The organism is Streptomyces sp. NPDC002884 (assembly GCF_040295245.1).
GTDB lineage: Bacteria > Actinomycetota > Actinomycetes > Streptomycetales > Streptomycetaceae > Streptomyces.
The window spans coordinates 35,164-49,714 of the sequence record NZ_JBEOVB010000042.1 but is presented as its reverse complement, the minus strand read 5'-3'; the positions used below and the strand labels follow the sequence as shown (position 1 = coordinate 49,714).

Below are 14,551 nucleotides of genomic sequence, written 5' to 3'. Positions count from 1 at the left end.
TCGCGGCGGGCCTGTGCCCCCGCACAGCCTCGCCGCGGGCGTGCTGTGTCACCGCCTCCGGCGTGGCCCGTCCGCTGTACGCGGCCCCGGTCGGCTGGTGGCATGACCGGCATGTCTTCCGCATCCTCTTCACCGCCGGGCCCGGACGCACCGATGGACCCGGACGCACCGATGGGCCACGCGCCGAAAGCCCCGTCCGCTGCGACGAGTTCGTACCCGGAAGCGGCACCGGGGCGCCGAGCATGAGCACCGGCGACGGGCATTCGCTCGCCATCGTGGTCTTCCTCGTCTTCGTCGCGGTGTCCCTGCTGATGTGCGGGCTGGCAGCGGCCGACCTGGACGACCCCGAGCACTTCTACGCGGGTGGCAGCGCCGCCTTCGGCCCGGCCGGCAGCGGACTCGCCATCGCCGGCGACTACATCTCCGCGGCCACCCTGCTCAGCACCACCGGCTCGGTCGCCCTCGACGGCGCCGACGGCATCCTCTTCGCCTGCGCCACCGTCGTCTCGCTCTACCTGGTCATGCGGATCCTGGCCGAACCCCTGCGCCGCGGGGGCGTGTTCACCCTGGGGGACTTCTTCGCCGACCGGCTCGGCGACCTCTCCGTACGCCGGGCTCTCGGCGTCGCCACCCTCGTCGTCCTCACCCCGCTCCTCCTGGTGCAGCTCTCCACGGCGGGGCACATCATGGTGGCCATGTTCGGTCTCCCCGACGGCGCGCTCACCGGCTGCACCGTCGCCGCCGGGACACTGATGGTCTGTTACGCCGCGTTCGGCGGGATGCGCGGCATCGGTTACGTGCAGGTCCTCAAGGTCGGTGTCGTGCTGACCGCGGTGCTGCTCGTGGCCGGGCTCGTCCTGGCCCGGTACGGATGGTCTCCGGCGGGCCTCTTCCACGCCGCCCGGGACCGCTCAGAGGCGGGTGCCGACTACGCTTTCCCCGGGCTGCACTTCGGCCATTCCTTCGCCGGGCGCCTCGACCTGATCAGCTTCGAGACCACCCTCCTGCTGGGGGCCGCCTGTCTGCCGCACCTCACCATGCGGCTGCACCCGCTGCGCGACGCCCGTACCGCTCGCCGTGCCGTCGGCTGGGCCGTGGGCCCCGTCGCGGTGGTGTGCGCCGCGGTGGTGGTGGCCGGACTCGGCGCCTCCGCGCTGATCGGCCGGGACCTGCTGCGGGCCGCCGATCCCGGCGGAGCGACCGCGCTGCTGATGCTGACGGGCGCGCTCGACCCGGTCGCCGGGGGCGTCCGGCACAGCATGGTGTTCGCCACCGTCGCCTGCGCCGTCTTCGTGACCACACTCGCGGCCGTCGCCGGTATCACCCTGGCGGCCGCCTCCAGCCTCGTCCGCGACTTCGGCGGCCGGCCCGTCCACGGAACCGCGCGCCGCTCGCCCGGCGGCGAGATCCGCCGGGCCAGGATCGGCATCGTCCTGGTCGGAGCCGCCGCCGTCGTGCTGGCCGTGATCGTCCAGGACCGCGGACGGCTGACGCTGATCTCGCTGTCGTTCACCGTCGCGGCATCGGTGCTCGCTCCGGTCCTGCTGTACGCGCTCTTCCTGCCCGGCCACAACGCCACCGGGGCGCGCTGGACCGTCTACGGGACCCTGCCCCTGATCGCGCTGCTCCTGGCGGGCTCCCCCGCCGTCTCGGGCACGCCCACCGCGCTCTTCCCCGACCACGACTTCCACTGGTTCCCGCTCCAGACCCCGGGGCTGATCACCATCACCGCGGGCTTCCTGCTCGGCCTCGTCGGCCGCACCCGTCCCGAGGCCACGGAAGAACCCTGGCACCACAGGACGGGAACCGCGCACCGTGACACCCGCAGCCCCGACGCCGCGGGACGCCCCTGAGCGTGGTTCGCCGACGTTCGCCGCCGGGAGTGCGGTTCAGACGGGCAGGCGCGGGACGCTGTCGATGAGGCGCCTGGTGTACGGGTGGGCCGGGGCGCCCAGCACCTGGGCGGTGTCGCCCTGTTCGACCAGCCTGCCACGCGCCAGCACGGCTGTGCGCTCGCACAGGGAGGCCACGACCGACAGGTCGTGGGAGACCATCACCAGCGTCAGCTGCCGCTCCTCCTTGAGCTCGGCGAGCAGGTCGACCACCTTCACCCGGGTCGTGACGTCGAGCGCGCTGACCGGTTCGTCGGCGAGCAGGACGCGCGGGTCGCACACGATCGCACGGGCGATGGCGATGCGCTGACGCTGGCCGCCGGAGAACTCGTGCGGGTAGCGCGTGGCGGCGTCGGCCGGAAGACCGACCCGTTCGAGCGCGGCGGCCACCTTGAAAGCCGCGGTCGTACGGGTGTCGAGACCGAGCGAGCGCAGCGGCTCGGCGACGATCGCGGCCACTCGACGGCGTGGGTCGAGGGAGGAGTACGGGTCCTGGAACACGCATTGGACGCTGCGCCGGAAGCGGCGCATCTGCTGCCGGTCACGGAGGGACAGTGTCTCGCCGTCGAAGCTGACGCTCCCGGCCGTGGGACGGATCAATCCCAGCAGCAGGCGCAGCAGCGTGGTCTTGCCCGCCCCGGACTCGCCGACGAGTGCCAGGGACCGGCCCTGTTCGACGGCGAGGGACACGTCCTGTACCACGTCCGCGTCGGCGCCCCGGTAGCGCACCGCCACGTCCGTCAGTTCCAGCAGGGGTGTCATCGCGGGCTCCTCAGGTCCAGGGCGGACTCCAGTTTGCGGGCGCCGGCGACGAGCGTCCTGGTGTACTCGGCCCGGGGTGCGCGGATGACGTCCAGGACGGGTCCCTCCTCCACGGCCCGGCCGTCCTTCATCACCAGGGCCCGGTCGGCCACCTGGGCGACCACGGCGAGGTCGTGGCTGACGAACAGCACGGCCATCTCCCGTTCGCGTACGAGGGCGTCGAGGAGTTCCAGCATCTCGGCCTGTACGGAGACGTCGAGCGCGGTGGTGGGCTCGTCCGCGATGAGCAGACTCGGCTCGCAGGCCAGCGCCATGGCCAGGGCGACGCGCTGGCGCTGGCCGCCGGAGATCTCGTGCGGGAAGGCGCGGGCGATCCGCCCGGGTTCGGGCAGCTTCACCCGTTCGAGTGCTCGGGTGACGGCGGCGCGGAGGTTTCCGCCCTTCAGCCCGGTGCGGCGGGCCAGGGGCTCGGCGATCTGGCGGCCCACCCGCATCAGCGGGTCGAGGGCGGTCAGAGGCTCCTGGAAGACCACCGCGGCGTCGCGTCCCCGTACGGCGGTGAGTCGTTTCTCGGGGGCGCCGACGATCTGTGTGCTGGCCAGTTCCACACTGCCCGTCACGGTCATGCCTTCGGGCAGCAGGCCCAGGACGGCGAGCGTGGTCAGTGACTTGCCGGAGCCGGACTCGCCGATCAGGCCCAGGCGCTCGCCTGCCTCGACGGTGAAGGACAGGTCGTCGACCAGGGTGCGCCCGTCGCCGGTGCGCACGGTGAGACGGCGGACGTCGAGGAGTGTCATGCCCGCCTCCCTCTGGAGGCGGGGTCGAGGGTGTCGCGCAGTCCGTCGGCGATGAGGTTGACGCCGACGACGAGGACGACCAGCAGGACGCCGGGGGCGACCGCGCCCGCGGGCGCGGTGGTGAAGGTGGCCTGGGCCTCCTGGAGCATCCGCCCCCAGGAGGCGTTGGGCGGCGGTGCGCCGAGCCCGAGATAGGACAGGCCGGCCTCGGCGAGGACGGCGAGGCCGAACTGGAGGGCCAGGTTGACGACGAGGGTGGGCCAGATGTTCGGCAGGACGTGCCCGGCGACCGTGCGCGGCCAGGACGTGCCCGAGGTGCGGGCGGCGGTCACGTAGTCCTGGGCCAGGACCCGCTTGACCAGGATCCGGACCAGGCGGGCGACGACCGCGCTCTGGGCGAGGCCGATGGCGAGGATCGCGGAACCGAGGGTGGCCGAGCGGGCGGCGACGACGAGCATCGCGAGCAGCAGGGTCGGGAAGGCGATCAGGATGTCGAGCAACGCGGCCAGGGTGTCGTCGAGCCAGCCCTGCGCGAACGCGGCGAGCACGCCCAGGGCGACGCCGAGGAGCGCGGCGATCAGCACCGAGCCGAGACCCGCCTCCAGGGCGATACGGGAACCCGTCATCAGCTGGGTGAACAGGTCGCGTCCGAGCTTGTCGGTGCCCAGCAGATGCCCGTCGCCGGGGCCTGCGAGACGACCGCCGGAGGTGTCGTCGGCGTCGTAGGGCAGCCAGAGGAACGACACGAGGGCGAGCAGCACGATCACAGAGGTCAGTACGCAGCCGGCCGCCAGGGTGACGGAGCGCCTGCGGCGCGTGGCCGGTTCCTCGCGCGCAACGACGTCGGTCACGGTCACCGGGCACCTCCCGAAAGCCGCCCGCGCAGCCGCGGGTCGATGATCCGCTGGACGAGGTCCGCGGCGAAGCCGATCAGGAGAACGGCGAGGGTGGAGACGAACAGGACGCCCTGGACCACCGGGTAGTCGTGCTGGGCGATACCGGTGGCGAGCAGGGAGCCGAGGCCCGGCAGGGCGTACACGGACTCCACGACGACCGCGCCGAGCAGTGTCGAGGCGAGTTCGATGCCGAGGACGGAGATCACCGGGACGGAGGCGTTGCGCAGGCCGTGCCGCCACATCGCGGCCGGGAAGGACGCGCCCAGCGCCCGGGCGGTGCGCAGGTAGTCGCTGCCCAGGACGTCGAGGGCGGCGGAGCGCACGTAGCGGATCAGCGAGGCGCTCATCACCAGGGCGATGGTGACCACCGGCAGGACGAGGGAGCGCACGGCGTCGGCGGGCACGGCCCAGCCGTCCTGCGGGAAGCCGCCGGACGGCAGCCAGCCCGCGTTCAGCGCGAACACGGCGACGAGGATCATGCCGAGCCAGAACACGGGTATGGCGATGCCGAGTTGGGAGATCCCGCTGAGGGCGGCGCCGTACCAGGTGTGGCGCTTGTAGGCGGCCACGAAACCCACGGGTACGGCGATGACGACGGCCAGGACGAACGCGGCCAGCGTCAGCGGGACGGTGACGTTCAGACGGGCACCGACCTCGGGGCCCACCGGCAGTGAGCTGACGAAGGACGTGCCGAGGTCGCCGCTCGCCAGCTGCCCGAGCCAGTGGGTGAACTGTTCGGGCAGCGGGCGGTCGGAGCCGATGGAGTGGCGGGCCGCGGCGATCTGTTCCGGGGTCGCGCCCACCGAGGTGAGCGCGTTGGCCGGGTCGCCGGGCAGCAGGCGCAGCAGCACGAACAGCACCACGCTCGCCAGGGCCAGCGACACCAGGAGAAAGGCCAGGCGGCGCAGGAGATAGCGCCCCATCAGCCCTTCTTCTCGATGTCGTAGGCGTAGAACTGGGAGTTGAGGCCGTTGAGCGGGTAGCCGGAGAGCTTGCTGCTCGCGACGACGATCTGCGGATAGAGGTAGAGCCAGTCGCTGGCCGCGTCCTCGGCGGTCCGGCGGTTGACCTTCTTCAGCAGTTCGGTCTGCGCGGCGGTGGTGGAGGCCTCCTCGGCCTGCTCGACCCACTGCGTGACCTGCTTGTTGTCGTAGCCCCAGTAGAAGTCCGGGTTGCCGTACCAGACCAGGTCGCGGTCGTTGACGTGTTCCTGGAGCGTGGCCGTGAAGTCGTGGTTCTTGTAGACCTTCGTGTACCACTCGTCCGGCGTGATCGTGTTGATCTTGACGGTGATGCCGACCTTGGCCAGCTGCGACTTGATGAAGGTCGCGGCGGTGGGGTGCGGGTCGTAGTTGGGGGTGTCGAGGGTGAAGGAGAAGCCCTTGGCGTAACCGGCTTCGGCGAGCAGCTTCTTGGCCTTGGTGACGTCGTAGGCGTTGACCTCGGTGAGGTCTTCGTACCAGGGGTCGGTGGGCGGCACCATCGAGCCGATGAGCTTGCCGTAGCCGCCCCAGACGGACTCCAGGAGCTTCTGGTCGTCGATGGCCGCGGAAACGGCCTGGCGGACCTTGACGTCGGTGAACGGCTTCGCCTTGTCGTTGAAGGCGAGCAGGAGCTTGGTGGTGGAGTCGCCGTCGTTGACCTTGTAGTTCTGGTTGCTCTTGAACTGCTCCAGGGCGTCGGGCGACTGCTCGCTGGTGACCACGTCCACGCCGTTGGTCAGCAGGGCGTTGTTGAGCGCTGTCGCGTCCTTGAAGTAGTGGAAGACGACCTTCTTGTTGGCGGCCGCGTCGCCCCAGTACCCGGCGAAGCGGTCGAGGCTCAGCGCCGAGCCCCGGGTCCACTTGGCGAGCGTGTAGGGGCCGGTGCCGTCCTCGCCGGTCTTCAGGTCCTTCGCCTGGGAGTTGATGATCCAGACGTAGGAGAGGTTGTAGACGAAGGAGATCGACTTCTTCGACAGCGTGATCTTGACGGTGTGCGCGTCGGGGGTGGCGATGTCCTTGACGACTTCGAGGTTGCTCTTGCGGGCGGACTGCGAGTCGTCCGCGAGGACCTTCTCCAGGCTGTACTTGACGTCGGCGCTGGTGAGTTCCTTGCCGCTGTGGAACTTCACGCCGTCGCGCAGGGTGAAGGTGTAGGTGAGACCGTCCGCGCCGGCCTGGTAGTCCTTGGCGAGGAGCTTGTCGACCTTGCCGTCGTCGGTGAGCCGGAACAGCCCTTCGTAGACGTTGCCGTTGAGGGCCTCGGTGACGCCCTGGCCACCGCCCGCCGTGTTGTCGAGGTTCTGCGGCTCGTACAGGGAGCCGATGTTGACGGTGGCGTTCTTGTCCCAGGCACCGGACGAGGCGCTGCTCCCCCCGGAGCCGCCGCAGGCCGTGAGGGTGAGGGCGAGGGTGGCCGTGGTCGCGGCGGCGTAGCGGGTCGACTGGTTGAGTCTCATGGTGTCAAGGGCGCTTTCGTGCGGGGTGGGAGAGGCGGGCTGCGGGGCCGGTCAGTGCTGTGCGGCCAAGCCGTCGCGGAAGACGGGGCGCTTCTCACCGGCTTCGACGGGCAGGTGGAAGCGGTTCTGCCGCGGCGGCATCGGACAGTTGTACTGATCGGAGAATCCGCAGGGCGGCACGAAGGCCCGGTTGAAGTCGAGGACGACGCGGCCCGCGTCGTCGGTGCGCCGGACGAACAGGAAGCGGCCGGCGCCGTAGGTGGTGTCCCCGTTGGTGGGGTCGCCGAAGACGAGGAGCAGGGTGCCGTCGTCGTCGAAGGCGCTGAGGGTGTAGTCGCGGCCGTCGACGGTGAGGGTGATGTCCCCCGGCACGACGAGTTCGCGGGCGCCGCCGTTGTCCCGGATGTGCTCGAAGGGAACGCGTCGGGCGCCGGGGACCGGCGTGTAGGCGGCCTCCAGGACCCAGGCGGGGTCGTACGGGAAGGCCTCGACGTCCTCGAAGCCGCGGAGGGCGGGCGCGTCCGCGTCCCAGAACCGCAGGCCGTGCTCGGGTTCGCCGGTGACGATGTCGGTGCGTCGCAGCGTGGTGACGGTCACGGTGTCCCGCCAGCCGGCACGCGCCGCCTCGGCGTCCGGCTGCTCGCCGGCCGGGAGCCAGCGGGTCTCCACGAGGGCCAGGTTCCCGGTCGGGGAGGTGAGCGCGCGGCGGCGCGCGGCACGCCAGGCGTTCCACTCCTCACCGGGGTCGACGGAGGCCGGGGCGGCGCTGGGCTGGGGCACGGCGTACTCATTCGGCTAGAAGGAGACGGCCATCACGGATCGTTAATAGATGGCCAAAGCATCTTCTTTATCAACCATAAGATCCTCTGATGTCAAACAGGCTTCTCGGCAGGTGAGACAGCCCGTCTCAATGACACACGCCTGAAGCATGAGGACCGCCCTGCCCCCATCCGGTCACTGTCCGTGCCCGGCACACCATCGCCCTCCGCGCGCCGGCTCAGGAGGCGCCACGTTCACCAAGAGCCCCTGCCGGGCGATGTCAGTGGGCACTCCTACAGTCGGTCCGGATCCCTTCCTCCGGACCGTGGACCTCGTCCGCCGGCGTCACGGTCCCCGCCCAGGAAAGTCGTGAACGTGATGCCCGACCTCCCCACCCCCACCACTGCCGACGACTGGAAGTCGTCACTGACCCAGGCCTTCGGCGTCCTGCTGGGCCACCCGCTCGCGGACCTCGACTCCGGCGCCGAATACGCGGCCTACTACAGCGGGAACTGGCTCTACGAGACCGGGTTCGACAGGAACCCCGCATGGCTGGAGCCGGCCGCGCTCACCGGCAGGACGACGACATCCGACGAGAACCTGCTGCTGCTCGACGAGACCGGCTACCCGGAGCTCCGGTTCGACGCGAGTCGGTCGCTGTTCGAGATCGACGCCACGGCGCGGTTCCCCGCCGCCTTCACCGAAGACCTGGCGGCGGTCGACCTGGCCGGTCCCGGCGAGATGTCCCGGGTCAGAGGCGTCGAACTGGCACGCCTGACAGCACGTCATGACATCGACCTCACCTCACCGCAACTGCCCGCACGGACCTGGTGCGTGACGGATGCCAGGATCGCCTCGGACGGCACGCTTCTCGACGCCCTCCGGGTCGCCACCGGCATGGGCAAGGGTTTCGACAGCCTCGTACCGTGCGAGGAGACGGACCCGGAGACGGAGGCGGCGATCTCGGCCGTGGCACACGCCGGCATCCGAGCACACCTGCGCGCCTTCAGCAGCCGCTACTCCGACGATCTCGCCCTCTGCCCTCACGCCATGCGCGAGTCCCGGGAAGAGGGCGGCACGCTGGTGGCCCGGTGGGAGGGTGCCGTGGACCAGTACGAGATCACCGTGCGGCGGGTCAAGGCCTGACCCGTCACCTGCCGTCCGGTCCCCCCGCCCGCCTCGCGCCGGCCACGCCCGGCGCGAGGCGATCCCCGAGGCCGTCTAGGGCCGCACCGACCAACGGCCCTTCCGCACCGGCGACATCGCGGCGCCCGGCTTCAACCGGAGCCATGGGCGCGGTTCTTACCCTCACGCCAGCACGCCGTCCACTCGAAACGCGCGCCCGCACGACCTCGTTGACCACTTCCCCACCATGTGAGCTTCCAGCCACCGGCCGAGGCGTACACCTGGCCGGTTCACCAGCCTCAGCCACCGCGTTGCCGAGAAGGCTTCTGCGCTGAAGCGGTATCAACTGCTCCGCCGGCGCCCTCCGTTGCAACTCCGTGAACGCTTCTTTAAGGCTCCGGCTTCACCGGCCGACCGCAATGCGGAACTGGCTGCAGGGGACATTCACAGCAGCAGACGGCCACACATGTTCGTATGCCCGCGGGGTGACCGGCCGACTCGCGTCGACCGTCCTGGGCCAGGCCGCCGCAACAGCACCCGGATGAAGGTCCCTCCGTGTCGCGTCGCCGGCACATAACCGGAGCAAGGCCCCTCTGTTTGCACCTCGCAACACTTCGGCCACCCCTGACCGGCCGAAAGGGCGGCGGTGACAATCGGCCCAAATGGGATGAGCGGGTCCGTATCTCAATCTCACGTCGGACATCTCCATCGTGTACGTTCCGATTCATTACGGGGATGACTGACTTGTTTTGGCCTGCGCAGCGCCCTCCGGGGGGACGGCGCAAGATCGCCACAGGCATACGGATTGGTTGGGGGAGGCGTAAAAGGCATGTCTGTACGACCTCTTGAGCGAACGCAGAACCCTTGTGGTCGATGTACGGAGAGGCTCTGAGCGTCGCCCTGGGACCGTATGGTTCCGGCACGCTTTTTCCGCGACCGATCACGTGAACGTCGGATTCTTTCCGACTTCTTCCAGTCGGGCGAAGCCCATCACCGATCGCGCTTCTCTCATGCCTGATTCCGCGGGCGTGTTACGCGCGTCGACTCACCATGACGATTCCAGGTTCGAAGGAAAATGGCGAAACTAACGGGGTCCGAGGAACTGTCCCTGTCAGACATGCTGCGCGCGGCCACCGTCGCCCAGCCCGACCGGACTGCCGTCTCCTGTGGCACGGAGCGGCTGACCTTTCAGCAGCTCGGTGAGGCCAGCAGGAACATCGCCGGCCACCTGCGGCGGCTCGGTGCGGCGGCGGACGAACCCGTCGGCATCTTCATGGAACCGTCCGTCGACCTCATGGCGAGCGTCTGGGGGGTCCTGCACGCAGGCGCCGCCTACCTGCCGCTGTCGCCGGAGTACCCGGACGAACGGGTCCGTTACATGGTCGCGGACTCGCAGACCAAGGTCATCCTGACGAACGAGTCCCTGGCATCCCGACTGGCCGCGATGACGCCTCCGGGAACGAAGATCGTCACCGTCGCCCAGACCCGAGCCCACCTGGACGGCGAGCCGGACATCGGTTCCGCCGCTCCGCCCGCACCCGCACCCGCACCCGCACAGGGCCACGGCCTCGCATACGTCATCTACACCTCGGGGAGCACGGGCAACCCGAAGGGCATCGGGATCGAACACCACAGCATCGTCAGCCAGATGCGCTGGCTGGCCGACGAACAGGGCCTGGACGACCGCAGGACGGTGCTGCAGAAGACGCCCCTGAGTTTCGACGCGGCCCAGTGGGAGATCCTCGCACCGGCCTGCGGCAGCAGCGTGGTGATGAGCGAACCGGGCCGCTACGCCGACCCCGGCGGGCTCGTCGAGCTGATCGTGGCGAACAGGGTGACCACCCTTCAGGGCGTGCCGACGCTGCTGCAGGCGCTCGTCGACACCGGACGGCTGTCCGACTGCACCTCGCTCACCCACGTCTTCAGCGGCGGTGAAGCGCTCACCAGGAACCTGGCGATCGAGCTGCTCGACGCGTTACCGGACCTGGAACTGGTCAACCTGTACGGCCCGAGCGAGTGCACGATCAACGCGTCGGCCCACACCGTGGACCGCGACACCGTCCAGCGCGGTCCCGACCACATCTCCATCGGCCGACCGGTCCGCGGCATGAGCTTCCACATCCTCGACACCGCCCGCCGGCCTGTGCCACCCGGCGAATCGGGTGAACTCCACATCGCGGGACGCCAACTCGCCCGCGGTTACCTGAACAACCCCGAGCTGACCGCCGAACGGTTCCTCCCCAACCCGTTCTCCACCGATCCCGAGTCCGCCCGCCTGTACCGCACCGGTGACCTGGCCAGGTGGAACGACGACGGCACCGTGCAGTTCCTCGGCCGCACCGACAGCCAGGTCAAACTGCGCGGCTTCCGGGTCGAGCTGGACGAGATCAAGGTGTCCATCGAGAAGCACGACTGGGTGAAGCGCGCCGCCGTCCTGGTCCGGGACGACGCCAGAATCGGCGCCAATCTCATCGCGTTCATCGAGCTCGACCCCCAGCGGGCCGCGCTGATGGACCAGGGCAACCACGGTGCCCACCACCAGTCGAAGCAGAGCAGGCTTCAGCTCAAGGCGCAGCTGGCGAATCTGGGTGTCCGTCAGGAAGACGGAGCGGCGGTCGTCGAGCTGCCCGGAAGCTCGGCGACGGCCAGGCAGCGGCGCACGGTGTTCGCCCGCAAGACGTACCGATTCTTCGAAGGGGGCGAGGTCACCCGGGCCGACCTCATGGACCTGCTCGGCCACCGGACTCGGCAACCGGTCGCGCCCCGGGACCCGGACACCCTGACGCTCGACGAACTCGGCACCTTGCTGCGCTATTTCGGCCAGTTCCCCAGCGGCGAACGGCTGCTGCCGAAGTACGGGTACGCCTCCCCCGGCTCGTTGTACGCGGCGCAGTCGTACCTGGAGCTGTCCGGCATCGCGGGCCTCGAACCGGGCTACTACTACCACCACCCGATCAACCACCGGCTCACGCTGATCGGCCCCGCTCCCGTGGGCGCGCCGAGGCTGCGCGTCCACTTCGTCGGGCGCCGGTCGGCCATCGAGCCCGTCTACCGCAACAACATCCAGGAAGTCCTGCAGTTCGAAGTCGGCCACCTGGTCGGCCTGTTCGACCATGTCCTCCCCGAGTACGGGCTGCGGATCAACGCCCGCCCGGCGGCGCCCGAGGTCAAAGACGTCCTGCGCTGCCCGGACGAGGACTACTACCTGGGAACGTACGAGGTGCTGACGGCCGCTGCCCCGGCCGTCGACGGTCCGGTCGACCTGTACGTGCAGGCCCATCCCGGCCGGATCGCCGATCTGGACACCGGCCAGTACCGGTACGACGGCGGCGAACTGGTGCGCGTGTCCGACCACCTGGTCCGCAAGCAGGACGTGATCGCCATCAACCAGGAGGTCTACGACCGCGCGAGCTTCGGGATCAGCATGATCGGCCGCGCGTCCGGGCCGTGGCAGCGCTACATCGATCTCGGCCGGGAACTGCAGCGCCTGCAGCTGAACGGCCTCGACCTGGGACTGATGTCCTCCGGCTACAGCTCGGAGACCGGCAACCCGCTGCCGTCCGCCCGGCGCATCGCGGACCTCGTCGGCCTCGGCCCGGACACGGCCTCCTACTTCGCCGTCGGCGGCCGTATCAGTGCCGAGCAGCGGCTCAGCGAAGGCATGAAGGAGGACTCCGTCCACATGCGGGGGCCGGCCGAGATCGTCAAGGACAACCTCGCCGAATCCCTGCCTCCGTACATGGTGCCCAACCGGGTCGCCGTACTGGACGCCTTCCCGCTCACCCCGAACGGCAAGATCGACCACCAGGCCCTGCGCGAGCTGGACAAGGCCGCCGTGGACGGCACCGAGGCACCGGTCGTCCCCCCGCGTACGCCCACCGAGGAAGCCATCGCCGCGCTGTGGCGCAAGGTGCTCAGGCAGGAACGGGTCTCGATCCGGGACAACTTCTTCGCCGCCGGGGGTCACTCGCTGACCGCGGTCAACCTGGTCGGCCGGATCAACCGGGAGCTCGGCAGTTCCCTGCCACTCCAGGTGCTGTTCGACGCGCCGACCATCGCCCAACTGGCCCGACGCGTCGACCGTGAGCCCTCGACCGCGCTGCCCAGGCTCGCGCGGCTGCGAGCGGGAGACGGCGGGCGGCCGGTCTTCTGCTGGCCCGGGCTGGGCGGCTACCCGATGAGCCTGCGGCTGCTGGCCGGCAGGCTGGAGCTGGACCGGCCGTTCCTCGGTGTCCAGGCCTACGGCATCAACGCGGGCGAGATCGCGTACCCGACGTTCGACGAGATGGTCGCCAAGGACATCGAACTGCTCCGGCAGGTCCAGCCGGTCGGCCCGTACACCCTGTGGGGTTACTCCTTCGGGGCCCGGGTCGCGTTCGAGGCGGCCCATCAACTGGAACGCGCCGGCGAGCGGGTCGACGAGGTGATCCTGATCGCGCCGGGCAAGCCGCCCGTGGCGGTCCGCGACGAGTCGCCCACCGAGGCGGCGGTCAGCTTCACCGACAGCACCTTCCTCTCGATTCTCTATTCGGTGTTCGCCGGCAACCTCGAACAGACGGCGGTCGACGCGTGCCTGGCCGCAACCCACGACGAGGACTCGTTCATCGCGTTCGTCTGCGGTCGGTTCGAACACCTGGACCGTGAACTGGTGCGCAGGATCGTCGGAGTGGTGCGGCAGACCTTCCTCTTCGAGTACGCCCCTCACGAACTGGCCGAGCGCAGCATCGCGGCGCCGATCACGGTGTTCCGGGCCGACGGCGACCAGAACTCCTTCGTCGACTCCGGCCATCCGCTGTCGAGCACGTCCCTCGGGAGCAGCCGGCTCAGAGCTGATCACTACGAACTGCTGCGCACCGGCGGAATAGCCGAACTCGTCACCGCCATTCAGGCCGCACGACTCCCCAGAAAGGCCATCGGAGTGCCTCACGTCAGCATCAAGCATTTCCCGAACAACCTCGAAGCCGACCAGATATCGGCTCTTGTCGACGCGATCACCAGCGCGGTGCGGACCGCGTTCTCGGTCGACGAGGGCGCTGTGTCGATCGCCCTCGAACCGGTGGCCCAGGACGCCTGGACCGAGCGGGTCTACATACCGGAGATCGTCAAAGGCACCGGAAACCTGGTCAAAGCCCCGAACTACTGAGACCGGCCGTCGAATTCGACGATGCCATCGGAAGACCAGGGCAAGACATTACGGAGGATCGCATGCGTAGGGTGATCATCAGGGCGAGGGAAGACCTCTCCGTGATCGTCGCGCGGGACCCGTCGATCCGCACACGGGCGGAGGCGCTGCTGCATCCCGCGCTGCCTGCGTTGTGGGCCCACCGGCTGGCACATGTCCTGTACACCCGTGGACACCGTCAGCTCGCCCGGATCCTGGCCTACCTGGCCCGCGCGGTGACCGGCGGCATCGAAATCCATCCGGGCGCGACGCTGGGTCGGCGCGTGTTCATCGACCACGGGGCCGCGGTGGTCATCGGGGAGACGGCCGAGGTCGGGAACGATGTCACGATCTTCCATCAGGTCACGCTGGGCGCGGTCGGCTGGTGGCGGGACGGGCGCCGCGAACCCGGTGCCCGCCGGCATCCGGTCGTCGGCGACCGGGTGGTGCTCGGCGCCGGCGCGATCGTGCTCGGTCCGCTCACCGTCGGCGACGACGCCTTGATCGGCGCCGGTTCGCTCGTACTGCGCGATGTGCCGCCAGGTGCCCGGGTGATGGCCCCCGCGGCCGAGGTCGTGCAGCGGCTGTCGGCCGCGGATCGCGAGGAGGCCGACCAACTGCTGCGCGCGCTGGCCACCTCCGGGTGCTGGTGACGGCCCGCCCGGTTCCGTTCCCTGTTCATCGTTCTGGCCGGCCACGTGTCGGCCTGCCATCGGAGG

At 69.8% G+C, this 14,551-nt stretch carries 10 protein-coding genes; 4 read left to right on the top strand and 6 right to left on the bottom strand.

Going from position 1 to position 14,551, the window contains the following annotated elements:
- Positions 1–242 precede the first annotated feature (242 nt).
- The gene (locus ABT070_RS41020) at positions 243–1,853 is read left to right on the top strand and encodes a sodium/solute symporter (protein ID WP_351768053.1); all 1,611 of its coding nucleotides are present in this window, start codon (positions 243–245) and stop codon (positions 1,851–1,853) included.
- A 36-nt stretch (positions 1,854–1,889) separates the two neighbouring features.
- On the opposite strand, the gene ABT070_RS41015 is transcribed toward ABT070_RS41020, so the two are convergent.
- Genes ABT070_RS41015 through ABT070_RS40990 form a run of 6 tightly spaced genes read right to left on the bottom strand, consistent with a single transcriptional unit; the run spans position 1,890 to position 7,567 of the window.
- Positions 1,890–2,654 (bottom strand): ABC transporter ATP-binding protein, encoded by a 765-nt coding sequence (locus ABT070_RS41015; RefSeq protein WP_351768052.1) that lies wholly within the window; start codon positions 2,652–2,654, stop codon positions 1,890–1,892.
- A complete protein-coding gene (locus ABT070_RS41010; RefSeq protein ID WP_351768051.1) occupies positions 2,651–3,451 on the bottom strand; it encodes an ATP-binding cassette domain-containing protein in 801 nt (266 codons plus the stop codon). Before ABT070_RS41010 ends, ABT070_RS41015 begins: the two co-directional genes overlap by 4 nt.
- Positions 3,448–4,302, bottom strand: a complete 855-nt coding sequence (locus ABT070_RS41005; RefSeq protein WP_351768050.1) for an ABC transporter permease — start codon at positions 4,300–4,302, stop codon at positions 3,448–3,450. Before ABT070_RS41005 ends, ABT070_RS41010 begins: the two co-directional genes overlap by 4 nt.
- Before the next feature lie 2 nt (positions 4,303–4,304).
- Positions 4,305–5,270: an ABC transporter permease gene (locus ABT070_RS41000; protein ID WP_351768049.1), complete on the bottom strand. Its 966-nt coding sequence runs from the start codon at positions 5,268–5,270 to the stop codon at positions 4,305–4,307.
- On the bottom strand, positions 5,270–6,787 hold the full coding sequence (locus ABT070_RS40995) for an ABC transporter substrate-binding protein (RefSeq protein WP_351768048.1): 1,518 nt from the start codon (positions 6,785–6,787) through the stop codon (positions 5,270–5,272). Before ABT070_RS40995 ends, ABT070_RS41000 begins: the two co-directional genes overlap by 1 nt.
- Before the next feature lie 51 nt (positions 6,788–6,838).
- The gene (locus ABT070_RS40990; protein WP_351768047.1) at positions 6,839–7,567 is read right to left on the bottom strand and encodes a DUF1684 domain-containing protein; all 729 of its coding nucleotides are present in this window, start codon (positions 7,565–7,567) and stop codon (positions 6,839–6,841) included.
- Between the two features lie 348 nt (positions 7,568–7,915).
- Here ABT070_RS40990 and ABT070_RS40985 point away from each other — a divergent pair, with 348 nt between their 5' ends.
- The 3 genes from ABT070_RS40985 to epsC all read left to right on the top strand — a co-directional run bounded on the left by ABT070_RS40985 (position 7,916) and on the right by epsC (position 14,485).
- Positions 7,916–8,692 carry a hypothetical protein gene (locus ABT070_RS40985; RefSeq protein WP_351768046.1) on the top strand — a complete coding sequence of 259 codons (777 nt, stop codon included), beginning with the start codon at positions 7,916–7,918 and terminating at the stop codon, positions 8,690–8,692.
- 1,054 nt (positions 8,693–9,746) lie between these two features.
- A complete protein-coding gene (locus ABT070_RS40980) occupies positions 9,747–13,814 on the top strand; it encodes an amino acid adenylation domain-containing protein (protein WP_351768045.1) in 4,068 nt (1,355 codons plus the stop codon).
- 62 nt (positions 13,815–13,876) lie between these two features.
- Complete coding sequence (gene epsC, locus ABT070_RS40975) at positions 13,877–14,485, top strand: serine O-acetyltransferase EpsC (protein WP_351768044.1); 609 nt, start codon at positions 13,877–13,879, stop codon at positions 14,483–14,485.
- The last annotated feature ends 66 nt before the right edge of the window (positions 14,486–14,551 follow it).

Coding starts and splice junctions, on each gene's coding strand:
- epsC (WP_351768044.1), top strand. CDS start 13,877: ATGCGTAGGGTGATCATCAGGGCGAGGGAAGACCTCTCCGTGATCGTC.
- ABT070_RS41020 (WP_351768053.1), top strand. CDS start 243: ATGAGCACCGGCGACGGGCATTCGCTCGCCATCGTGGTCTTCCTCGTC.
- ABT070_RS40980 (WP_351768045.1), top strand. CDS start 9,747: ATGGCGAAACTAACGGGGTCCGAGGAACTGTCCCTGTCAGACATGCTG.
- ABT070_RS40995 (WP_351768048.1), bottom strand. CDS start 6,787: ATGAGACTCAACCAGTCGACCCGCTACGCCGCCGCGACCACGGCCACC.
- ABT070_RS41010 (WP_351768051.1), bottom strand. CDS start 3,451: ATGACACTCCTCGACGTCCGCCGTCTCACCGTGCGCACCGGCGACGGG.
- ABT070_RS41000 (WP_351768049.1), bottom strand. CDS start 5,270: ATGGGGCGCTATCTCCTGCGCCGCCTGGCCTTTCTCCTGGTGTCGCTG.
- ABT070_RS41015 (WP_351768052.1), bottom strand. CDS start 2,654: ATGACACCCCTGCTGGAACTGACGGACGTGGCGGTGCGCTACCGGGGC.